At 71.4% G+C, this 21464-nt stretch carries 20 protein-coding genes; 12 read left to right on the top strand and 8 right to left on the bottom strand.

The features are described 5' to 3' along the window. The first annotated feature begins 294 nt into the window (after positions 1-294). Both secA and AB0K15_RS16560 read left to right on the top strand, forming a co-directional pair. Positions 295-3201, top strand: coding sequence for a preprotein translocase subunit SecA (gene secA / locus AB0K15_RS16565; RefSeq protein WP_364050267.1), 2907 nt, complete (start codon positions 295-297; stop codon positions 3199-3201). A 607-nt stretch (positions 3202-3808) separates the two neighbouring features. Beyond that, positions 3809-5017, top strand: a complete 1209-nt coding sequence (locus tag AB0K15_RS16560) for a cytochrome P450 (protein ID WP_364050264.1) — start codon at positions 3809-3811, stop codon at positions 5015-5017. Between the two features lie 229 nt (positions 5018-5246). On the opposite strand, the gene AB0K15_RS16555 is transcribed toward AB0K15_RS16560, so the two are convergent. Further along, the gene (locus tag AB0K15_RS16555) at positions 5247-5735 is read right to left on the bottom strand and encodes an Rv3235 family protein (protein WP_364050261.1); all 489 of its coding nucleotides are present in this window, start codon (positions 5733-5735) and stop codon (positions 5247-5249) included. Between the two features lie 165 nt (positions 5736-5900). Here AB0K15_RS16555 and AB0K15_RS16550 point away from each other — a divergent pair, with 165 nt between their 5' ends. Next, positions 5901-6284 carry an HAD-IA family hydrolase gene (locus AB0K15_RS16550; protein WP_364050258.1) on the top strand — a complete coding sequence of 128 codons (384 nt, stop codon included), beginning with the start codon at positions 5901-5903 and terminating at the stop codon, positions 6282-6284. Here AB0K15_RS16550 and AB0K15_RS16545 read toward each other — a convergent pair. Continuing rightward, the gene (locus tag AB0K15_RS16545; protein WP_364050255.1) at positions 6277-7038 is read right to left on the bottom strand and encodes an RNA methyltransferase; all 762 of its coding nucleotides are present in this window, start codon (positions 7036-7038) and stop codon (positions 6277-6279) included. The two genes, AB0K15_RS16550 and AB0K15_RS16545, sit on opposite strands and share 8 nt — an antisense overlap. A gap of 34 nt (positions 7039-7072) precedes the next feature. On the opposite strand from AB0K15_RS16545, the gene AB0K15_RS16540 reads away from it, so the two are divergent. Genes AB0K15_RS16540 through AB0K15_RS16530 form a run of 3 tightly spaced genes read left to right on the top strand, consistent with a single transcriptional unit; the run spans position 7073 to position 9509 of the window. Then, a complete protein-coding gene (locus AB0K15_RS16540; protein WP_364050252.1) occupies positions 7073-8479 on the top strand; it encodes a wax ester/triacylglycerol synthase family O-acyltransferase in 1407 nt (468 codons plus the stop codon). Continuing rightward, positions 8476-8967 (top strand): hypothetical protein, encoded by a 492-nt coding sequence (locus AB0K15_RS16535; RefSeq protein ID WP_364050249.1) that lies wholly within the window; start codon positions 8476-8478, stop codon positions 8965-8967. The genes AB0K15_RS16540 and AB0K15_RS16535 overlap by 4 nt, the downstream gene beginning before the upstream one ends. Before the next feature lie 41 nt (positions 8968-9008). Then, positions 9009-9509 carry a DUF4240 domain-containing protein gene (locus AB0K15_RS16530; RefSeq protein WP_364050246.1) on the top strand — a complete coding sequence of 167 codons (501 nt, stop codon included), beginning with the start codon at positions 9009-9011 and terminating at the stop codon, positions 9507-9509. Between the two features lie 6 nt (positions 9510-9515). On the opposite strand, the gene AB0K15_RS16525 is transcribed toward AB0K15_RS16530, so the two are convergent. Next, positions 9516-10229, bottom strand: coding sequence for a TetR/AcrR family transcriptional regulator C-terminal domain-containing protein (locus tag AB0K15_RS16525; protein ID WP_364050243.1), 714 nt, complete (start codon positions 10227-10229; stop codon positions 9516-9518). Positions 10230-10280: 51 nt separating this feature from the next. On the opposite strand from AB0K15_RS16525, the gene AB0K15_RS16520 reads away from it, so the two are divergent. Next, positions 10281-11810, top strand: a complete 1530-nt coding sequence (locus AB0K15_RS16520; RefSeq protein ID WP_364050240.1) for an FAD-dependent monooxygenase — start codon at positions 10281-10283, stop codon at positions 11808-11810. 190 nt (positions 11811-12000) lie between these two features. Here AB0K15_RS16520 and AB0K15_RS16515 read toward each other — a convergent pair whose 3' ends face one another. The 3 genes from AB0K15_RS16515 to rsgA all read right to left on the bottom strand — a co-directional run bounded on the left by AB0K15_RS16515 (position 12001) and on the right by rsgA (position 14969). Beyond that, positions 12001-12771: a hypothetical protein gene (locus tag AB0K15_RS16515; RefSeq protein ID WP_364050237.1), complete on the bottom strand. Its 771-nt coding sequence runs from the start codon at positions 12769-12771 to the stop codon at positions 12001-12003. Between the two features lie 148 nt (positions 12772-12919). Further along, positions 12920-13801, bottom strand: coding sequence for a hypothetical protein (locus AB0K15_RS16510; protein WP_364050234.1), 882 nt, complete (start codon positions 13799-13801; stop codon positions 12920-12922). A gap of 157 nt (positions 13802-13958) precedes the next feature. Then, on the bottom strand, positions 13959-14969 hold the full coding sequence (gene rsgA / locus AB0K15_RS16505; RefSeq protein WP_364050231.1) for a ribosome small subunit-dependent GTPase A: 1011 nt from the start codon (positions 14967-14969) through the stop codon (positions 13959-13961). A gap of 113 nt (positions 14970-15082) precedes the next feature. On the opposite strand from rsgA, the gene AB0K15_RS16500 reads away from it, so the two are divergent. Together AB0K15_RS16500 and AB0K15_RS16495 are read left to right on the top strand one after the other, a co-directional pair. Beyond that, positions 15083-15832: an SOS response-associated peptidase gene (locus tag AB0K15_RS16500; protein WP_364050228.1), complete on the top strand. Its 750-nt coding sequence runs from the start codon at positions 15083-15085 to the stop codon at positions 15830-15832. Continuing rightward, the gene (locus AB0K15_RS16495) at positions 15832-16440 is read left to right on the top strand and encodes an alpha/beta family hydrolase (protein ID WP_364050226.1); all 609 of its coding nucleotides are present in this window, start codon (positions 15832-15834) and stop codon (positions 16438-16440) included. The genes AB0K15_RS16500 and AB0K15_RS16495 overlap by 1 nt, the downstream gene beginning before the upstream one ends. 258 nt (positions 16441-16698) lie before the next feature. Here the strand turns inward: AB0K15_RS16495 and ybaK are convergent, their stop codons facing one another. Beyond that, positions 16699-17175, bottom strand: a complete 477-nt coding sequence (gene ybaK, locus AB0K15_RS16490) for a Cys-tRNA(Pro) deacylase (RefSeq protein ID WP_364050224.1) — start codon at positions 17173-17175, stop codon at positions 16699-16701. Positions 17176-17364: 189 nt separating this feature from the next. Here ybaK and AB0K15_RS16485 point away from each other — a divergent pair, with 189 nt between their 5' ends. The 3 genes from AB0K15_RS16485 to AB0K15_RS16475 all read left to right on the top strand — a co-directional run bounded on the left by AB0K15_RS16485 (position 17365) and on the right by AB0K15_RS16475 (position 20180). Continuing rightward, positions 17365-17991 (top strand): sigma-70 family RNA polymerase sigma factor, encoded by a 627-nt coding sequence (locus AB0K15_RS16485; RefSeq protein ID WP_220244018.1) that lies wholly within the window; start codon positions 17365-17367, stop codon positions 17989-17991. After that, positions 17988-18314 (top strand): mycothiol system anti-sigma-R factor, encoded by a 327-nt coding sequence (gene rsrA / locus AB0K15_RS16480; RefSeq protein ID WP_364050222.1) that lies wholly within the window; start codon positions 17988-17990, stop codon positions 18312-18314. Before AB0K15_RS16485 ends, rsrA begins: the two co-directional genes overlap by 4 nt. 345 nt (positions 18315-18659) lie before the next feature. Then, positions 18660-20180, top strand: coding sequence for a histidine kinase N-terminal domain-containing protein (locus tag AB0K15_RS16475; protein WP_360594395.1), 1521 nt, complete (start codon positions 18660-18662; stop codon positions 20178-20180). On the opposite strand, the gene AB0K15_RS16470 is transcribed toward AB0K15_RS16475, so the two are convergent. Beyond that, positions 20177-21391, bottom strand: coding sequence for an erythromycin esterase family protein (locus tag AB0K15_RS16470; protein ID WP_364050220.1), 1215 nt, complete (start codon positions 21389-21391; stop codon positions 20177-20179). The genes AB0K15_RS16475 and AB0K15_RS16470 overlap by 4 nt on opposite strands. Positions 21392-21464: the final 73 nt, after the last annotated feature.

The following is a 21464-nucleotide window of genomic DNA, read 5'->3' as shown; positions in this document are numbered from 1 at the left end:
TTTTCTACTCGGGGGTGTTCCGCTGGGGCGGGTGTTGCAGGCGACCCGGCGGGGCGGGTGGGAGCGGGCCGGCGCCCCGGGGGGCCCGCACGCGAGCGCGTGCGGGCCACCCGCGTGCCGGGAGTAGGGTTCGAAGGGGCCTCTCGTGACCTTCTGCGAGCACGTGCGTGCGCGGACCACTGTGTGTTCCCTACGATGTGGTGAGACGGCGGCGCCGCACTACGAGTGCGCGCCGTGCCCACAAGCCCGGGACCGGCTCGGGTGCGATCATGATCAGCTAGTGAGGTCGACCGGATGGTGCTGAACCGCCTGCTCCGCGCGGGTGAGGGCAAGATGGTGAAGCGGCTGCGCAACATCGCCGATCACATCAACACCCTCGAAGACGACGTGAAGGACCTGTCGGACGCCGAACTGCAGGCGAAGACCGGCGAGTTCAGAGAGCGGTACGGCAAGGGCGAGACGCTCGACGAGCTGCTCCCAGAGGCCTTCGCGGTCGCCCGCGAAGCCGCCAAGCGGGTGCTCGGGCAGCGGCCCTACGACGTGCAGATCATGGGCGGTGCCGCACTGCACCTCGGGCAGGTCGCCGAGATGAAGACCGGTGAGGGCAAGACCCTCACCTGCGTGCTCCCGGCGTACCTCAACGGGCTGTCCGGCAAGGGCGTGCACGTCGTCACCACCAACGACTACCTCGCCAAGCGCGACGCGGAGTGGATGGGCCGCATCCACCGCTTCCTCGGGCTCGAGGTCGGCGTGATCCTCGCCGAGCAGGACCCGCAGGAGCGCCGCCGGCACTACGAGGCCGACGTCACCTACGGCACGAACAACGAGTTCGGCTTCGACTACCTGCGCGACAACATGACGTGGTCGCTCGACGAGTGCGTGCAGCGCGGGCACAACTTCGCGATCGTGGACGAGGTCGACTCGATCCTCATCGACGAGGCGCGCACGCCGCTGATCATCTCGGGCCCGGCGGACCAGTCGTCGCGGTGGTACATGGAGTTCGCCCGCCTCGCGCCGCTGATGCAGGGCATCGACACCACCACGATGGGCTCGCGCGAGCGCGTCGAGAAGGCCAACCTGATCAACTCGAAGTACCACTACGAGATCGACGTGCGCAAGCGCACCGTGGCGGTCACCGAGAAGGGCGTGCGGTTCGTCGAGGACCAGCTCGGCATCGAGAACCTCTACGAGGCCGCGAACACGCCGCTGGTCGGCTACCTGAACAACGCGCTGAAGGCCAAGGAGCTCTACAACAAGGACAAGGACTACATCGTCCGCGACGGTGAAGTCACGATCGTCGACGAGTTCACGGGCCGCATCCTGGTGGGCCGCCGCTACAACGAGGGCATGCACCAGGCGATCGAGGCCAAGGAGAAAGTCGAGATCAAGGCCGAGAACCAGACGCTCGCCACGATCACGCTGCAGAACTACTTCCGCCTGTACAACAAGCTCTCGGGCATGACCGGTACGGCCGAGACCGAGGCCGCGGAGTTCCACCAGACCTACAAGCTGGGTGTGGTGCCGATCCCGACCAACCGGCCGATGGTGCGCGCCGACCGCGCCGACCTGATCTACAAGACCGAGCAGGCCAAGTTCGAGGCCGTTGCCGAGGACATCGCCGAGCGGCACGAGAAGGGACAGCCGGTGCTGGTCGGCACCACGAGCGTCGAGAAGTCCGAGCACCTCTCGAAGCTGCTGCTGAAGCTGGGCGTGCCCCACGAGGTGCTGAACGCGAAGTACCACGGCCGGGAGGCACTGATCGTCGCGCGCGCCGGCAAGCTGGGCGCGGTCACGGTCGCCACGAACATGGCCGGCCGCGGTACCGACATCGTGCTGGGCGGCAACCCGGACATCATCGCCGACCAGGAGCTGCGCGAGCAGGGCCTGGACCCGGTCGAGAACTCCGAGGAGTACGAGGCCGCGTGGCCGAAGGTGCTCGAGGAGATCAAGGCCGGCGCCAAGGAGGAGGCCGAGCAGGTCCGCGAGGCGGGCGGTCTCTACGTGCTGGGCACCGAGCGCCACGAGTCCCGCCGCATCGACAACCAGCTGCGCGGTCGTTCCGGCCGTCAGGGCGACCCGGGCGAGTCCCGGTTCTACCTGTCGCTGGGCGACGACCTCATGCGCCGGTTCAACGCCGTGATGGTGGAGCGCGTGATGACCACGATGCGCCTGCCCGACGACGTGCCGATCGAGCACAAGATGGTCTCCAAGGCGATCAAGAGCGCGCAGACGCAGGTCGAGCAGCTCAACATGGAGACGCGCAAGAACGTCCTCAAGTACGACGAGGTCATGAACGAGCAGCGCAAGGTGATCTACGCCGAGCGCCACCGCGTGCTCGAGGGCGAGGACCTGCGCGAGCAGATCGAGCACATGACTGTGGACGTCGTCGGCGCGTATGTCGACGGCGCGACCTCCGAGGGCTACGCCGAGGACTGGGACCACGAGCAGCTGTGGACCGCCCTCAAGACGCTGTACCCGGTCGGCCTGAACTGGGACGACCTGGTGGAGAGCGGTGACCTCGACGCCGAAGGCCTGCGCGAGGCGCTGGTCAACGACGCGATCGACGCGTACGACAAGCGCGAGGCGGAGATCAACGAGCTGGTGGGCGAGGAGGGCGCGATGCGCCGCCTCGAGCGCCAGGTGATGCTGACCGTGCTGGACCGCAAGTGGCGTGAGCACCTCTACGAGATGGACTACCTCAAGGAGGGCATCGGCATGCGGGCGCTCGCTCAGCGCGACCCGCTGATCGAGTACCAGCGCGAGGGCTTCGACATGTTCCGCGCGATGCTCGACTCGCTGAAGGAGGAGGCCGTCGGCTTCCTGTTCAACCTCCAGGTCGAACGCAGCGAGCCGGAACCCGCGCCGCAGCTGGACCCGTCGGCGCTGCCCGCCGGCGTCACGTCCGCCACCGCCGCCGCGGCCGCCTCCTTCGGCGACGACGGCGGCCGCCACTCGCGCCCGACCCCGCCCCAGCCACCCGCCACCGACACCGAGTCGGTCCCGTCGGCCCTGCGCGGCAAGGGCGTCGGCGGCGGCGTCCAATCCGGACTGACCATGTCGGGCCCCGCCGAGGGCGGCGGCGTGGAGTCCCATTCGGACAGTGCGGCCCCCGACGCCGCCGGCGCGGGCAACACCCGCCGCGAACGCCGTGCCGCCGAGCGCGCGCAGGCGAAGAAGGGCAAGAAGGGCCCGCGCCGCTGACGCACGTTTCCCCGAGGGCGGGCCGCACGCGTGCGGCCCGCCCTTTTTGCGCACTGCGCCGGGCGTAGCCGGCGGCCTCACGTTCGGCCAATGCCGAGGGCTCGGCGCGCGGGCCAGACGCCCGACGCGCTGGTGCGGGCAGCTCTCGTCGCTGGGACTACACGGCCGGGAGGGAAGCGCGTTTCGCGGGCTGGGCCGCGTTCGGCCAATGCCGAGGGCTCGGCGCGTGTGCTACGGGGCGCTCGACGTAGTTCTTGCGTGCTCAGGCCGCATTCCGACGTCGCGGCGGCGATGGTGCGGGTGCGGGCAGTGCTCGTCATGGGACTACTCGGCCGGGAGGGAAGCGCGTCTCGCGCGCTGGGCATGCCGAGGGCTCGGCGCGCTGCCAAGGCGTAGTTCTTGTGTGGTGGGGCCGCGTTCCTGCGCGCGGCGGGCGATGGTGTGGGTGCGGACAGCGCTCGTTGCCGGTACTGCACGGCTGCGAGGTAAGCGCGCTGGGCCACGATGCCGAGGTCGACGGTCCCGCGGGCGCCGGCGGCGGGCCTTCACGTGACGCGAACCGGGTTCGCGCCTAACGTGGTCGGTGGTGCCGTCGAGGGGGAGAGCCGTGGCTGACCTGGATACCTTCACGCAGCTGTTCGCGCCGGAGCACAAGGCGGATCCGTACCCGCTGTACCGCAAGTGGCGCGAGGCGGAGCCCGTCGCGGAGATCGCGCCGGGGTTCCTCGTGGTGAGCAGTCTGGCGGAGGCGACGGACGTCGTGCGCGATCCCGCGTTCGGGCATCCCGAGCCCGAGGTCCTCGACCCGGCCGCGCGCCACCCGGACGACCTGGTCGACGCCGAGGGTCGCCCGGTGGTGTCGTTCCTCGGTCTCAACCCGCCGGACCACACGCGCCTGCGCCGGCTCGTGTCGAAGGCCTTCACGCCGCGGATGGTCGAGCGCCTGCGCCCGCGCGTCGAGGACATCACCGCGCGCCTGATCTCCGACCTGATCGACGCCGGTTCGGCCGACCTGATGACCGCGCTGGCCGCGCCGCTGCCGGTCGAGGTCATCAGCGAGATGCTCGGGGTCCCGATGGCGGACCGTTCGCGTTTCGCCGAGTGGTCGCACGCGCTGGCCCGCGCCCTCGACCCGGCGTTCCTCGTCGCCGACTCCGTGCTCGAAGAAGCGGGCGACGCCGGGCGCGAGTTCAACGCCTACTTCCGCGAGCTGGCCGCCGAACGCCGCCGCAACCCCGGCGAGGACCTCCTGTCGGACCTCGTGGCCGTCACCGACCAGGGCGACAAGCTCACCGAAGCCGAGCTCCTGGTCACGCTCACCCTCCTGCTCGTCGCCGGCCACGAAACCACCACCAACCTCATCGGCAACGGCGTCCTGGCCCTGCTCGCCACCCCCGCCGGTCTCCGCTCTCTCGGCGACGACGGCGCCCTCGCGCCCAACGCCGTCGAAGAAGTCCTCCGCCACGACTCCCCGGTGCAGCTCACCAGCCGCGTCGCCCTGCGGCCCACGCGCGTCGGCACCACCGACGTCGCCCCCGGCACCCAGGCCATCGTCCTCATCGGCGCCGCCAACCGCGACCCGGCCACTCACCCGGACCCGGACACCTTCGACCCCACTCGCGAGCCCTCGCGCCACCTCGCCTTCGGCCAGGGCATCCACTTCTGCCTCGGCTCACCCCTGGCCCGCCTCGAAGGCCAGACCGCCCTGCGCGAGCTCGCCGTCCGTACCCCCACCCTCGACCTGGCCGGCACCCCGGCCTGGAACCCGACCGTCACCATGCGCGGCCTGTCCGAGTTCCCGGTGGCGATCGGCTGAGTCCGCGAGACTTCCCGCGGCGAATCGAGCGGCCCGCGCCGAGACCCGGTGCCCTGCCCTGTTCGGCGACTCGCCGCGAAAGCCGAGCGCCGACGAGACCCGCGATCCGACCGCCGGCTCTTCTGCCCGTGTCGCCACCGTCGCCGATTCCGCGACGGGCTCCTCGCGAAACCAAAGAAGCCCGTCGCCGACCTGACGTCGTGACCCGCCCTTTGGGACACCCGTCCCATCAAGCAGCCGACGGACGCATCGGCGCCGCTCGCGCCGGACCCAGCCGCGGTGCCAGCAGGTGGAACCGCGTGCAGACCCACCCCGTTCGCGTCCGCTCGAACCGGGCGGCCAGGGCCAGCACCCGGGGCCCGCTCCGGATGGTCGTCGCGGCTTCCAGCGCGAGGTCCGTCGGATGGCACAGGTGCAGCGTCCCGATCCGGTGGCGCGTGCTCGGCAGGCGGCTGTGCGTCAGGAGCCGCGCGAACAGGGCCGGGTCGACGAGGTGCTGCACCTGCGCGGCGGCGCGGCGGCCGCCGAGGACTTCGAGGATGGCGTTGAGGCGGCCGGTCAGCTGGCGTTCGCTCGGGGGTCCCAGGAGCTGCACCACGTTGTGGCCCGCGGGCGGCAGGTCGCGGACCGGCGGGCGGTGCCGCGCGACGTGGCGGGCAGGGTGGGGCCGGGCGGCGGGCTCGCTGCCCGCGAGGCCCCGGAGGCGGTGGGTCGTCATGTGTTCCTCCCCTGAAACGCGGACGATCCGCTGCAGGTAGTGCCCGGACAAACCCGGAACCGGGACCGCTTGCGCCTGATCCGGCGAAATCCGCGAATCCGCCCATTCCGATCTGCAAGATGCGCTACGCCTGTTGCCGCGCCCGCGGATCGCTAGGGTGAGCCCGTGCTCAAAGGCTTGCTGGTCGACTACGCCGGCGTCCTCACCGACCCCGACGCCCACCTGCTCTACGACTACCTGCGCGCCATCCGCTCAGGCGGCACGCGCACCGGCCTGGTCTCCAACGCGCCCGGCGCCACGTCGGCCGTCCGCCACGAGCTGGCCGATTACTTCGACACGCTGGTCTTCTCCGGCGAGGTCGGCGTCGCCAAACCCAGCCGCGAGATCTACCTCGTGGCCGCCGAACGCCTCGGCCTCGCCGCCGCCACCTGCGCGTTCGTGGACGACGCCGCCCGCAACGTCCGCGGCGCCGCCGAGGCGGGCATGGTCGCCATCCACCACGTCACGATGGAAGGCACCCTCGAAGAGCTGGCCGGTCTCTTCAGCTAGCCCGTCGCACCAGCTCGAACGACAGCACCGCGGCCGCCGCCGAGACGTTCAGCGACTCGACGTCGCCGGGCATCGGGATGGAGACCCATTCGGTCACCAGCTCGGCCACGGCAGCGCCCACCCCCGCGGTCTCCCCGCCCAGCACGAACGCCGCCCGCTGCGGCAGCGCAACGTCGAACACCGTCGACTTGCCCGACGCACTCAGCGCGTACAGGCCATACCCCGCGTCCGTCAGCATTTCCGCCGCCTCGCGCGCGCTGCCGCACCGCAGCACCGGCGCGCGGAACGCCACCCCGGCCGAAGCCTTGACCACCATCGGGTCCAACGCGGCCACGCCTCGCCGCGGCACGATCACGCCTTCCAGGCCGGCGGCGGTGGCCGTGCGCAGGATCATGCCGACGTTCGCCGGTGTCGTGATGCCGTCGAGCAGCAGGACCCGCGCGGGCGGGCGGCGGTCGTCCAGCGCGGCGGCGAGGGAACGCATCCGCGGCGCGACGACGTCGGCCAGCACGCCCTGGTCCTGCTTGCCGTTGCCGGCCAGCACCTTCACGCGGTGGGCGCTCGCGCGCTGCACCGGCACCCCGGCGTCCCTCGCGGCGCGCTGGATCTCGGCGGCGGCCGGGCCGCGGGCGGTGTCGGCGAGGATGACCTTGTCCACCTGCAGACCGTCGTCGGCCAGCGCTTCGAGCACCGGCTTGCGCCCGTAGACGGTCAGGAACCGGTCCTTCGGAGAAACCTCCGCCTCATCACCCACGCCGGTCAGTCTCGCACTGTGTAAGGATCGGCCCATGCCCGACCGTCTGTCCGCGCTCGACGCGTCGTTCCTGTACGTCGAGGACCACGCGACCCCGATGCACGTCGGCGGCGTGGCGATCTTCGAGCGCCCGCGCAGCGGGTTCGACTACGCGGGCCTGCTCGACCTCGTCGGCTCGCGCCTGCCGTTCCTGCCGCGCTACCGCCAGCGCGTGCTCGACGTGCCCGGGCACCTCGCCCGGCCCGTGTGGGTGGACGACGTCGACTTCGACCTCAACTACCACGTCCGCCGCTCCGCGCTGCCCCAGCCAGGCACCGACGAGCAGCTGTTCGACCTGGTCGCGCGCCTGATGTCACGCCGGCTGGCGCCCGAACGCCCGCTGTGGGAGGCCTACTTCGTCGAGGGTCTCGCCGGCGACCGCGTGGCGCTGGTGACCAAGACGCACCAGTCCGTTGTGGACGGTATCGGCACCATCGACCTCGGCCAGCTCATCCTCGACGACGCCCCGGCGCCGCCCGAGCCGTACGAGGACACCTGGACACCGAGCCGCGAGCCGAGCCGCGCGCAGCTGGTGTTCGACGCCGTGAGCGAGGCGGTGCAACGCCCCGGTGAGCTGGTGGAGAACGTCCGCTCCGCCGCCGACGACGCGCTGACCTCGGTCGGCAAGGTCGCCGAGACGCTCGGGGACGTGGTGTCCACGCTGCGCACCGTCGTCAACCCTGCGCCGCAGGGCCCGCTCAACGTGCGCGTGTCCGGCGGCCGGCTGTTCTCCGTGGTGCGCACGCGGCTGGAGGACTACCGCAAGATCCGCGCGGAGCACGGCGGGACCGTCAACGACGTGATCCTCACCGCGATCACCGGCGCGCTGCGCGAGTGGCTCCTTTCGCGCGGGGTGAACCTCGCGTCCACGGCCACCGTGCGTGCGCTGGTGCCCATGGCCGTGCGCGACGCGGAGACGGCCGAGTACTCCACGCCGGCGCTCGTCGGCAACCAGGTGGCGGCCTACCTCGTCGACCTGCCGGTGGGCGAGCCGAACCCCGTGCTGCGGCTGCAGCACGTCGGCCACGCGATGACCGAGCACCTGGACTCCGGCCGTTCGGTCGCCGCGCGCGGGCTGCTGAAGGTGAGCGGCTTCGCGCCGGCGACGCTGCATTCGCTCGGCGCGCGGGCCGGCGGTTCGCTGTCGGGCCGGATCTTCAACCTCATGATCACCAACTCGCCGGGGCCGCAGGAACCGGTGTACGCGGGTGAGGCGAGACTGATCGAGATGTTCCCCGTGATGCCGCTGATGCGCACCCAGGCGCTGGCGATCGGGGTCACGTCCTACCACGGCGGTGTCTACTTCGGACTCAACGGCGACCGCAAGGCCGCGTTCGACGTCGACCTGCTCGGCGGGATGATCGAAGAAGCGTTGGAAGAGCTGAAGGGTGCGCACTGGTGAGGGTCTACATTCCGGCGACGATCGCGATGCTCCGCGAACTCGAGTCGAACGGCGAGTTCCGGGCCCGCAGCGGCACGGCGTTCGCGCTGACGCCCGCGCTGCGCGAGGCGTACGTGAGCGGCTCCGACGAAGAGCTGGAGTACGCCGCGTTGCTGGACGCCGCCCGCGCGTCGCTGCGCCTGATCAACGCGGAGGAAAAGGGCGAGCCCCGCCGCGCCGTCGTCTCGGCCGACGTGGACAACGTGACGTTGCGCGCGGACCTCGACGCCGCCGTCGTCCGCCTCGACGGCCCCGTCGCGCTCAGCCAGATCGCCGCGATCCACGTGGACTCCGTGGAAGCCGCCGACGCCGTCTCCGCCGCCGCTGCCGTGATCGACGCCGCCGATCTGGGCGACGAGGACGCCGAGTTCGTGCTGGGTGACGCCGAGGATCACGAGCTGGCCTGGTACGTGCCGCAGGAGCTGCCGTTCTTGCTGGAGCTGATGTAGTCCCCGTTTTTTGTCGGACCCGGCTGGCAGAGTTCCGTCCCGTGACGGAACTCGACTTCTGGCAGCTCATCGACTCCATTCGCGAGGATGTCGCCGCCCGCGCGGCCGACCTCCTCGCGACTCGCCCGCGCGCGGAAATCGTTGCCGCGCACGGGGTTTTGGGCGGACTCCTCGCGGAGTCCTACCGCAGCCCTCTGTGGGCCGCCGCGTACCTCATCAACGGCGGCTGCTCCGACGACGGCTTCGACTACTTCCGCGGCTGGCTCGTCACCCAGGGCCGCGAGGTCTTCACCCGCGCCCTCGCCGACCCCGACTCGCTGGCCGACGTGCCGGCCGTGCGCGCCGCCGCCGCGGGAGGCGAGGAGCTGGAGTGCGAAGAGATCCTTTACTTCACCTCCGCGGCCTATCTCGCGGCGACCGGGGAACCACTTCCCGAGGATTCGCCTGTCTCGCTGCCGCCGCTCGACCCGGACTTCGACGTCGAGGATCCCGAATACGTACAGGAACGGTTGCCGCGGTTGTCTGCGCTGTTCGCCGCCTGAACGGGGTCAGCGGCCGAGCCCGGCGATCATCAACCCCACCGTGAAGTCGAACCGGTCGTGGCCCTCGCCGGCCGTGAGTTCGGTGGCGTGGCGCGTGGTGTGGGGGAACGTCTCGGCGGGCAGGGCGGTGAGGCGGCGGCGGAGTTCGTCGCGGTCGAGGACCCAGGCCGTGTCGTCGCGGGTCGAGCGGCGGCGGGCGATGGAGAGCTCCAGGCAGTAGGACGCGACGTACAGCAGGAGCGCGTCGATCGCCCAAGCGGCAGACTGCGGTGCGACGCCGCCGGTGAGCAGGATCGCGAGCATGCCCTCGTGGACGCGCACGGCTTCCAGGTCGGTGGGGACCATGGCGAACGCGGCGCTGGCGATGCCGGGGTAGCGCAGGTACTGGTCGCGCAGCTGCTCGCACACGCCGCGGATCTGGTCGCGCCACTCCTCGGCGGAGGGCGAAGGCAGCGTGAGCTCGGAGCACAGCCGTCCGATGAGCAGCTCGCCCAGGTCGGCCTTGTTGACCACGTGGTTGTAGAGCGACGCGGGTCCGGTGTCTAGGGCGTCGGCCAGGCGCCGCATGGTCAGGGCCTCGTAGCCCTCCCGGGCGGTCACGTCGAGCGCCGTGTCGATGACCTGCTCCACGATCGGGGTCTTGCGGCGGCGCCGCGGTCGGGCCTCGGCCTGGAGGTTCGGCGGCTGGTGGCGCGCCGCGCGTCGCTCTCGCGGGTTCACGGGGACCACCCTAGCTTGACACGAACAACGTTCGTAAGTAGAACATTGTTCGTGTCTGAACGCGTGGACGTGACCGTGGTCGGTGCGGGGCCGGTGGGTCTCGTGCTCGCCGCCGAGCTGGCCCTGTCCGGGGCAAAAGTGCAGGTACTGGAGCGGCTGACCGAGCCCGACGTGGCGGTGAAGGCCGGTGCGATCAACGTGCCGACGGCCGAGGCGCTCGACCGCCGCGGCCTGCTGCCTGCGGCCGAGCGGGTGCAGCGGGAGCTGCTCGGGCAGGTGGGGTCGTTCGCGCGCCTGGTCGGGAAACGGGAAGGTCCGCGCTTCACCGGCCACTTCGCGGGCATGGTGCTCGACCCCGACCTCGTCGACTGGTCCGATCCGGACCTCGCCGCCCATGCCGCCGTCGACGGCGCGCGGCTGGTGCCCCAGCGCGAGCTGGAGGCGCTGCTGGCCGAGCACGTCGCGCGGCTCGGCGTGCCGGTGCGGCGCGGGGTGGAGGTCACGTCGCTCGAGGACACCGGCGACGGCGTGCTCGTCGGCACCACGGCCGGCCCGGTGCGCACGGCGTGGCTGGTCGGCTGCGACGGCGGGCACAGCGCCGTCCGCCGCCTCGCCGGCATCGATTTCGCCGGCACCGCCCCCGAGCTCACGGGGCGCCTGGCCGTCGCCGACATCGCCGACCCGGAGAAGCTCGCCGACGGCTGGGCGTGGTCGGCCGCGGGCGCCTACCGCTGCGGCCCGCAGCCCGGCCGCGTGACCACCGTCGAGTTCGACGGCGGCCCGGCCGACCGTTTCGCGCCCGTCACCCTGGAGGAGGTGCAGGCCAGCCTGCGCCGCGTCTCCGGCACCGACGTCACCCTCACCGCCCTCCGCGGCACGGCCACCCGCTGGACCGACAACACCCGCCAGGCCGCCACCTACCGCTCCGGCCGCGTCTTCCTCGCCGGCGACTCCGCCCACGTCCACCCGCCCTTCGGCGGCCAGGGCCTCAACCTCGGCGTCGGCGACGCGATGAACCTGGGCTGGAAACTGGGTGCCGTCATCGCCGGCTGGGCCCCCGACGGCCTGCTCGCCACCTACGACGCCGAACGCCGCCCCCTCGGCGCCTGGGTCCTCGACTGGACGCGCGCCCAGATCGGCGTCCTGCGCGGCGACCCCCAGTCGGCCGCGCTGCGCACCGTCGTCGCCGACCTGCTCGCCACCCCCGACGGCGCCACCCACGCCGTCAAGAAGATCTCCGGCGTCACCCAGCACCTCGACCTCCCCGGCGACCACCCGCTGACCGGCCGCCACGCCCCGGACGTGCCGCTGTCCGACGGCTCCCGCCTCGCCGACCACGCCCACTCCGGCGGGTTCGCCCTGCTCGACCGCACTCCCGACGGCGCGTTCTCCCGCCTCGCCGCGCCGTGGTCCACCCGCGTCACCACCGTCCCCGACGCCCCCACCACCCCGACCGGCCTCCTGCTCCGCCCGGACGGCATCGTCGCCTGGGCCACGGACACCCCCGACCCCGCCGGCCTTGCCACGGCCCTGCACCACTGGGCCGGCGAGCCGCTGCCCGATCACGCAGCAGTGGGCTGAGCTTCGCGCGCATCGGTCGCTCGCCCTGTGACTCGGCGCGGGTGGTTCGTGCGGAGCCGGGAGGCCCGAACCTCGCCGACAGCGGCGGGTTACGGCGCCTTGGGCGGCGGTGGTGCGATTTCCTGCCGCGGCCCGTCGGCGGCGCGCCTGTCGTCACGGGTCCGGACCCAGGCCGACCGGCCCGGGCCGGTCAGCCGCCGATGAGCGTGCCGACCTGGTCTGCCGCCGGGGCGGTCACGTTGACCGGCGAGCCCCACGCCGAGTAGCGGGCCATGATGCGGGCGCTGCCCTGGCCGCCGGAGCCGCGCAGGACGGGGGAGAGGTCGAGGACCAGTTGCAGGGGCCGGTTGTCCTCGTCGAGCCACAGGTCGAGGGGGACTTTCGTGTCGCCCAGCTGCGCGTCGGCCGGGAGGCCCGCGGGGAGCTCGGCGCCGAGGTGGGCCAGGTCGACGTCGACGCGGTAGTGGGCGGCGTCGGTGCCGTCGAGGATCGTCGCGTCGCTGGACGTGAGCGTGCCCGCGGTGCGGACCTGTTCGAGTGTGCGCGCGGGGTCGTTCTGCTCGGCGAGCTGGGCGAGGCTGCCGCCGAGGACCTGGGAGAACGGGTCGCTGCCGTCGGGCGACACCTTCACCCAGGGTTTGCGGCCCGTCACCTGGTCGAGGGCGCTCGGGGGGACCTTCGCGTACAGCGTCTGGGCGACCAGGCGAAGCTCCAGCGGCTCGCCGACGTAGTCGGTGGTCATCTGCAGCGACGTGCCGCCGGGGCCGAACACGGCCTCACCCTGGCCGTGGGACACGAGGGCGCCCGCGGCGACGTCGGTGGTGAACTTCGCGGAGTGGCCGGCGTTCGTCGCCGCGACGGCCGCGTCGGCCAGGGCGCGGGCGTCGGAGAACCGCTCGGGCGAAGCCGAACACCCGCCGATCACGAGCAGCGCGGCGCACGCCACGGCCGTCCTGCGCATCCGGAAAACCCCGTCCTGACCGGCGGAAAGAGACCCTACAAAAGCACAGGTGCACCCGAGAACCCGTTCGGGGGAAGCGGCGCTACCGCCAGTGACGCGAAAGGGGCGCCCGACGAGTCGAGGCGCCCCTTCAAGCTGGGAAAGCGGGTCAGCCACCCATCTTCTTCAGCATCGCGCTCAGGTCGGTGACCTGGTCCGCCGGCGGAGCGGCGACGGTAACCGGGGTACCCCAGTCGCTGTACTTGAGCGTCATCTTGCCGGTCCCGGCCGCGCCCGCGCCCATCGCCTGCATCATGGAGCTCTCGTCCATGGTGATCTCCAGCGGCAGCTGGTTCTTGTCCACCCAGATCTCCGCGGGGATCTTGATGTCCTTGCCCTTGATGGCCTGCTCGAGCTGAGCCTTGCTGGCGGCAGGCATCGACTGGGTGAACTTGTCCATCGCCTTGGCGATGTCGATCTCCACCTTGTAGTGGTTCACCTGCTGACCGTCGAGCGTGGTCTGGTCGGAGCTGACGATTTTGCCGGCCTCGGCGATCTGGTCCAGCATCTTCGTCGGGTCGCTGTTGTCCCCGGCCTGCGACATGCTGCCGGACAGCGCCTGAGACATCGGGTCGTCGGCGTCCGGCGAGATCTTCACCCACGGCTTGTCGGTGCCGAGTTGCGCCAACTGCGCGGCGGGCATCTTGATGTACATCGTCTTGTCGACCAGCCGCATCTCCATCTGCTGGCCTTCGGTCGTCATGGTCATCGACATTTCCGGGTTGCCCGGTTCGTACGACGCCACACCCTGAGCCGTCACGGTGTTGCCCGCCGCGGACATCTCCATCGAGACCTTCGACGACTTCGACTTCTGCGTGCCCTGCTTCGACGCCGTCGCCAGCTCGATCACGTTCGAGAACGGCGCGGCCAGCCCCAGCTCCGGCTTCGCCCCCGCCGGCGCGGCGGTCCCGTTCTCAGCCTTCGAACCACAGCCCGTCAGCACGAGTGCCAGCGCGGCACCCGCGGCGACGGCGAAAGTGGTTTTGCGCATGCAATCCCCCTATGAAGGTCATTACTCCACCCGCAGTATCGCTGGATCGGGGCAGTGGTTACGCCCTTCAGGTCACGATTTGGGTGACGAATCACCCGGTGTGCCGTCCACCTGCGGAGTAATCATGGGACGCGCGGTGACCGTCGCCGGTTCCCGCCTACTCCGCGCCACCCGCGCGTGAAACGAGCAGCCGACGCAGCGACGCCAGCCGCTCGGCGCTCGCGCGGCCTTCGGTGACGACGGCGTCGAGCGCGCAGTCCGGGTCCTCCGGCGGGCCGAGGTGGCCGCAGTTCGTGGGGCACTCCTCGGCGGCCTCGGCGAACTCCTCGAAGGCGTTCACGATGTCATCCGCGGTCACGTGCGCCAGCCCGAACGACCGCACGCCCGGCGTGTCGATCACCCAGCCGCCGCCCGCCAGGGGCAGCGGCAGCGCGACGGCCGCCACGGACGTGTGTCGACCCTTGCCGACGGAGCTGACGACGCCCGTGGCGAGCTCGGCGTCGGGCACCAGGCGGTTGACCAGGGTGGACTTGCCGACGCCGGAGTGCCCGACCAATGCGGACACACGGCCTTCCAGCCGTTCGGCCAGGCCTTCGGGCTTCTCGTCGTGGCGCGTGACGATGGCGGGCACGTCGAGGCCGGCGTAGCTCGCGAGCAGCTCGTCGGGGCTGGCCAGGTCGGCTTTCGTGAGGCAGAGCACGGGTTCGAGCCCGCCCGCGTAGCAGGCGACCAGGCAACGGTCGATGAAGCCGGTCCGCGGCGGGGGATCGGCGAGCGAGGTGACGATCAGCAGCTGGGCGGCGTTCGCGACGACCACGCGCTCGTACGGGTCGGTGTCGTCGGCGGTGCGGCGCAGCACGCTGGTGCGCTCGTCGACGCGGACGATGCGCGCGAGCGTGTCCGGCAGGCCCGAGACGTCGCCGACTACGGCGACCATGTCCCCGACGACCACGGAGACGCGCCCCATCTCGCGAGCGCGCATGGCCGTGACCACACGAAGCGGATCGGCGTCGATGGCGCACGTCCAGCGCCCGCGGTCCTTGCCGATCACCATGGCGGTGACGGCGTCGGCGTGCTCGGGCCGGCGTTTGGTCCGGGGCCTGGTGCCCTTGCCGGGACGGACCCGCACGTCGGATTCGTCCAGCTTGCTCCAGTCGCCTCGCGCCAAACCGCCCACCGTCCTCCCGGTCCGTCCTGCCTGGTCGAAATGATCCCATGCCGGTCGCGCCCGGCCCGGCCTGCGTGTAACGATGGCGTCTTGAGAGGTGCGAGGAGGCTGGCATGTGCGGCCGTTACGCGGCGACCAAGGACCCCGCGAAACTGATCGACGAGTTCGCCGCGGTCGATCTGACCGAGGGTGCCGCGCGCGAGGACTACAACGTCGCGCCGACCAAGAACGTCGTCACCGTGGTCCAGCGCCACCCCCGTGACGCCGAGGGGCAGGTGCTCGAGGACGAGCCCGCCGAACGGTCGCTGCGGATCATGAAGTGGGGCCTCGTGCCGTTCTGGGCGAAGGACCCCTCCGTCGGCTCGCGCATGATCAACACGCGCGCCGAGACGGCGGCTGAAAAGCCGGCCTTCAAACGTGCGCTGAAGTCGCGCCGCTGCCTGGTGCCGGCCGACGGCTGGTTCGAATGGCGGCGCACGGGCAAGGAGAAGGAGCCGTTCTACATGACGGATCCTTCCGGCGCGTCGCTCTCGTTCGGCGGGATCTGGGAGAGCTGGCGCCCGAAGGACGGTTCGTCGGACGAGCAGCCGCTGATCACCTTCTCGATCATCACGACGGACGCCGAGGGCCAGCTGCGCGGCATCCACGACCGCATGCCGCTGATCGTCCCGCGCGAGCACTGGGACGGCTGGCTCGACCCGGACCAGTCCTCCGTGGACGGTCTCCTCGTGCCCACACCGCCCGACTTCGTCGAGTCGCTCGAGCTGCGCCCGATCTCCACGCTGGTCAACAACGTCCGCAACAACGGCCCCCAACTGCTCACCCGCGCCGAGCCCTCGGTGGACTCGGACGCGCTGTTCTGATGACCACCCTCGAGATCGACACCCCCCACGGCCCCGCGCGCGCCGAGCTCCACTGCGCGAAGGACGGTGCTGCCGTGCTCCTGCTCGGCCACGGCGCGGGTGGCGGGATCGGGGCGAAGGACCTGGTCGCGGTGGCGCGGGCCGCGAAGGCGGCCGGGGTGCATGTGGCCTTGGTGGAGCAGCCGTACCGGGTGGCGGGGCGCCGGGCGCCCGCGCCGGCCAATCAGCTGGACACCGCTTGGCTGGCCGTGGCGGACGAGCTGTCGGCCCACTTCGGTGACCTGCCGCTGGTCTTCGGCGGGCGGTCCTCCGGTGCGCGGGTCGCCTGCCGGACGGCTTCGGCCGGCCAGGCTGTGGCGGTGCTGTGCCTGGCGTTTCCCGAGCACCCGCCGGGCCGGCCGGAGAAGACGCGGCAGCCGGAGCTGGACGCGGTGGAAGTGCCGACCCTGGTGGTGCAGGGCGAGCGCGATCCCTTCGGCCGCCCTTCGGCGGGTCCGCACCACGAAGTGGTGATGGTCTCGGGGGACCACACCTTGTCGGCCGACCTCGACGCGGTGTCGCGCGCCGCGGCGGAGTGGCTGGGGCGGGTGTTGAGGCCGCACCTCTGAGTGATCGCGTTGTGGCGGCCCGGTCTTGGGTCAAGGCGGTTGCCCACAGGCTTCCCCCAGTTGTGGACAACTCGGCCTTCGCGGTGGCTTACCACCGGGTTCGTCGGAGGGGGCCGGCAGAATGGAACGAGGGACGCCCCCGGGAGGGTGGGGGTCTCTACGGCGGTGGGGTCTGGCCGGCAGTAGAGAAGGCCGGCAGTAGAGAAGGCCGGCAGTAGAGAAGGCCGGCGCAACCCATGAACGGCCCGGCGAGATCCGTCAGCCGGCGATCGGAGCCACCACCGCCCCCGTCAGCCGCACCAGATCGCCCGGCGCCAGTTCCACCTCGAGGCCCCGGCGCCCGGCCGAGCAGTACACCGTCGGAAATCCCGAAGCCGACTCGTCCACCACCACCGGCAGGCGGCTCCGGTGCCCCAGTGGCGAAATCCCCCCGAGCACGTAGCCGGTCGCCCGCTGTGCGGCCGCGGGGTCCGCCATGCGCGCCTTCTTGCCCCCGGCCGCGGCGGCGAGCGCCTTCAGGTCGAGTGACCCGGTGACCGGGACCACGCCCACCGTGAGCTTGCCGTCGACGTCCGCCACCAGCGTCTTGAAGACGCGCGCGGCCTCCAGGCCCAGGGCTTCGACGGCCTCCAGGCCGTACGACTCGGCGCGTGGGTCGTGGTCGTATGAGTGGAGCGTGTGCGCGACCTTGTGTTTTGTGAGCAGCGCCGTCGCCGGTGTTCCCTTGCCCGCCATGGGATCGGAGTCTACGAAGAGGTCGGGAATGGACGCCCGCCACGTTCTGTTGAAAGAAACGTGACCACGACGCTTACCACTGCCCGCCCTCGTAGGCGCAGCACCGAGCAGGGCGTTCCGAGCCCCCGCGTAAACTCGGCGTTGCCGTATGCGCAGAAGCGCATCGACGCCGAACGGGAAGGGAACGGTTTGCCGAGCACCCCGAACACCGCGCCGGAGACGGCGGCCGACGAGCTGGAGCTGGCGGAGCGCTTCGAGCGCGACGCGATGCCCCTGCTCGATCAGCTGTACTCGGCCGCGATGCGGATGACGCGGAACCCCTCCGACGCCGAGGACCTGGTCCAGGAGACCTACCTCAAGGCATACGCGGCGTTCGCCTCCTTCAAGGCCGGCACGAACCTCAAGGCGTGGATGTACCGCATCCTCACCAACACCTACATCAACGGCTACCGCAAGCGTCAGCGGCAGCCGGTGCAGCAGCCCACCGAGGAGATCACCGACTGGCAGATCGCCAAGGCGGAGAGTCACACCTCCAGCGGGCTGCGCTCGGCCGAGGTCGAGGCGATGGACAACCTCCCCGACGCCGACGTGAAGCAGGCGCTGCAGAAGCTGCCCGAGGAGTTCCGGCTGGCCGTCTACCTGGCGGATGTCGAGGGCTTCGCGTACAAGGAGATCGCCGAGATCATGGACACGCCCATCGGCACCGTGATGTCCCGTCTGCACCGCGGTCGCGCCCAGCTGCGCGACCTGCTGGCCGACGTCGCGCGCGAGCGCGGCTTCATCCGCGGTGACCGCGAGGAGGTGGCGAAGCGATGAGCACGGGTGACGCGCCGGAGACCGAGGACAAGGTCCGCTGCGAAGAGGCGCTTTCGGAGATCTACCTGCTCCTCGACAAGGAGTGCAGCCCGCTGCGCGACGCCGAGCTGCGGCGCCACATCGAGGACTGCCCGCCGTGCCTCGAGGAGTACGGCATCGACGAGCAGATCAAGGAGCTGCTGCATCGCAAGTGCGGCGGTGACCTGGCGCCGGCGGAGCTGAAGAGCCGACTGCGCGCCTCGATTCGCCAGACCGTGGCCACGCGCGGCGGCGTGACGCTCGAGCGGACCGAGATCACCGTCGAGCAGCGCACCGGCGAGTAACCCACGCTCTGAACACGACGACGGCCCCCGTACCAGCTGGTGCGGGGGCCGTGTCGCGTCCGGACGCCGGAATCAGGCGTTGGGCTTCTTGCCGTGGTTCGCGCCGTTCTTCTTGCGGTCGCGACGCTTGCGGGCGCGCTTCGACATGCTTCACTCCTCGTATTCACACCGGATGGCCCGGGTGCGGGGTGCCGGAGCACCTGCCGGGCTCGGGTCAACCGCTCCAGTGTGTCATGCGTGCCCCGGTTCACCTGCGGCGCCCGTGCTGATCGTCGTGCGCTCTGGTTTGATGGGCGGATGACCGGAGGAACCACGCACCACGCACTCGTGGTCGCCGAGTAGCTCGTGTCCACTCTTTCCGACCTGCTCGCCGAGAACACCGGCCTTCCGGGCGAGGCGGCCGACCACCTGCAGACCGTCGTCGCGGAGTGGCAGCTGCTGGCCGATCTGTCGTTCGCCGATTTCCTGCTCTGGGTCCCCGTCGCGAAGGACCTGCAGCCCGAGGGCGGCGATTTCGTGTGCGTCGCGCACGCCCGGCCCACCACCGCGCCCACCGCGCACCCCGAGGACGTCGTCGGCACGCGGTTCACCGTTGCCGAGCACCCGGAGCTGGCGAAGGCCGTGCGCGAGCGGAAAATCGGCCGCGAGGAAGACCCGCACTGGTACCGCGACCTGCCGATGCGCCGCGAAGCTGTGCCGGTGACCTTCGGCGGCGAGGTGATCGCCGTGCTCAGCCGCGAGACGAACCTGGCCGCGCCGCGCGTGCCGAGCCCGCTGGAGATCGCGTACCTGGGCAGCGCGGGCGACCTGTGCCAGATGATCGTCGACGGCACGTTCCCGCCCCCGGGCGGCAACCAGGCCGATACCCACACCAGCCCCCGCGTCGGCGACGGCCTCATCCGCCTCGATCCGAGCGGCACCGTCGTGTTCGCCAGCCCCAACGGCCTGTCCGCCTACCACCGCATGGGCCACGAGTCCGACCTGGTGGGGCAGCGGCTGGCGCCCTTGACGCGTTCGCTGATCCGCGACCCGTTCGACGCCACCGAGGTCTCGCACCGCATCATCGAGGCTCTCGACGGCAAGCCCTCCACCCGCACGGAGGCCGACTCGCGTCGCGGCGCCGTGGTGCTGTTCCGTGCGCTGCCGCTGCGGCCGTCGGGCCAGGCGGCGGGCGCGCTCGTGCTGGTCCGCGACGTCACCGAGGTCAAGCGCCGCGACCGCGCGCTGCTGTCCAAGGACGCGACGATCCGCGAGATCCACCACCGCGTGAAGAACAACCTCCAGACCGTCGCCGCGCTGCTGCGGCTGCAGTCGCGCCGCACCACGAGCGAAGAGGCCCGCCTCGCGCTCGGCGAGTCCGTGCGGCGCGTCTCGTCGATCGCGATGGTCCACGAGGCCCTGTCGATCTCCGTCGACGAGCGCGTGGACCTCGACAAGCTGCTCGACAACGTCCTGCCGATGGTCGGCGAGGTCGCCACCGCCGAGTCGCAGGTGGGGCTCACGCGCAAGGGCTCGTTCGGCATCGTCGTCGCCGAGATCGCGACGCCGCTGGTGATGGTGCTGACGGAGCTCGTGCAGAACGCCATCGAGCACGCGTTCCCCCAGGGCCGCCCGGGCAAGGTCGAGATCATCGTGGAGCGCTCCGCGCGCTGGCTCGACGTCCTCATCCGCGACAACGGCCGCGGCCTGCCCTCGGGCTTCTCCCTGGAACGCAGCGACGGCCTCGGCCTGCAGATCGTGCGCACGCTGGTGGAGTCGGAACTGCGCGGGTCCCTGTCGCTGCGCAAGGTACGCACGGACTCCACCGGCGCGCGGGTGCCGGGCACCGAGGCCGCGCTGCGCATCCCGCTGTCCCGTCGGCTCTAGCGCCAGTACTCGACGCGCTGCCCGTCGGTGTCGGCCACGAAGACGACCGCGTCGGCGCCGTCGACCTGGGCCGGGCTCAGCGGGAGGTGGCCGGGCAGGATCGGCTCGCCCGTGCCGGTCGACGGGGGCAGCGCCGCGCGCAAGGCCTCTGCCTTGAACATCGCGCGACGGGTGGTGGCCGCCGCCAGTTCGCCCTGGAGGGTGCCGGGTTCGGCGTGGGGGTTGGCGTCGGCGGCCACGAAGACGTAGCGCTCGCCCAGAGTCAACGCGACGAGCGCGCCCGCGCTGCCCCACGTCGCCTCCTCCGGGCCCATCCGCAGGGTGGACGGCACGCGCTGCAGGTGCACGTTGTGCGCGAACACCAGGCTCGGCCCGCGGTCCCGCTCCTGCGAGAGCATCGCGAGCAGGTTGTCGGCCATCATCTCGGCGCGCAGGCTGAGCAGGGTCCCGAACCGATCGGGCGCGGCGAAGGCCATCGCCGCGTGGTAGCGGAGCAGGCCCACCGCGGTGCGTGCGTGTGCGGTGGCGCGCGCGTAGCCGGTGGGATCGGCGGGCTGGAGCACGGGTGCCGCGCGGTGGAGGGCGCCGGCCAGGTCGTCGGCGACAATGCGCAACTCGCGGGCGCGGTCGGAGCCGCCGATGGACGCGGCCGCGTCGTACATGGCCTGCTCGTTCGTCCAGTCGTTGTCGCCGCCGAGCAACGCGTCCAGGTCGTGGATCCAGGCCGGCCGCAACGCCGTGGGCAGGTAGCCGAGCACGGCGGTCAGCGCGCGCCGCGGGCTCGGCGCGGAGGTGGTCTCCGTCGGCGCGTCGAAGCCGTGGAACCGCACCTGGTCCTCGGCCGCGCGGCCGGCGTTGTGCTCGCGCAGCCACTCGACGAGCTCCCGGTTGCCCGGCACCCGGTCGAACGCGTGACTGAAGCCGGTCTTGAGCACCTCGTCGAGGTCCGCCTCGCCGCCGGTCACGTAGTCGTCGACGACGGACGCGGCGAAGACGTCGGTCTCCAGCGAGATCGACCGGTAGCCCCGCTCGACGAGGTGGGCGAGAAGTTCGTTGCGCAGCAAGGGAAACGCTTGGATCCCGTGCGTCGGCTCACCGAGGGCGAGCAGGACTGGCCGGGCCTCGGCCAGCAGCTCGTCGACGGCGCGGCCCAGGCTCGCCGCGTCGCCGATTTCGCGGCCGATTCCGCGCAGGGTGGTGGCAGTGGACATGGAAAACCCCTTCCAGAGAAACCTATCCTCGACCGTATCGTTGAAGAATCGAGTGAAACTTCGAAGCGATTCA

Origin of the sequence: Amycolatopsis sp. NPDC049253 (assembly GCF_040678995.1) — a bacterium.
GTDB lineage: Bacteria > Actinomycetota > Actinomycetes > Mycobacteriales > Pseudonocardiaceae > Amycolatopsis.
The sequence above is the reverse complement of the archived record's forward strand: the minus strand, read 5'-3'. Positions and strand labels throughout refer to the sequence as shown.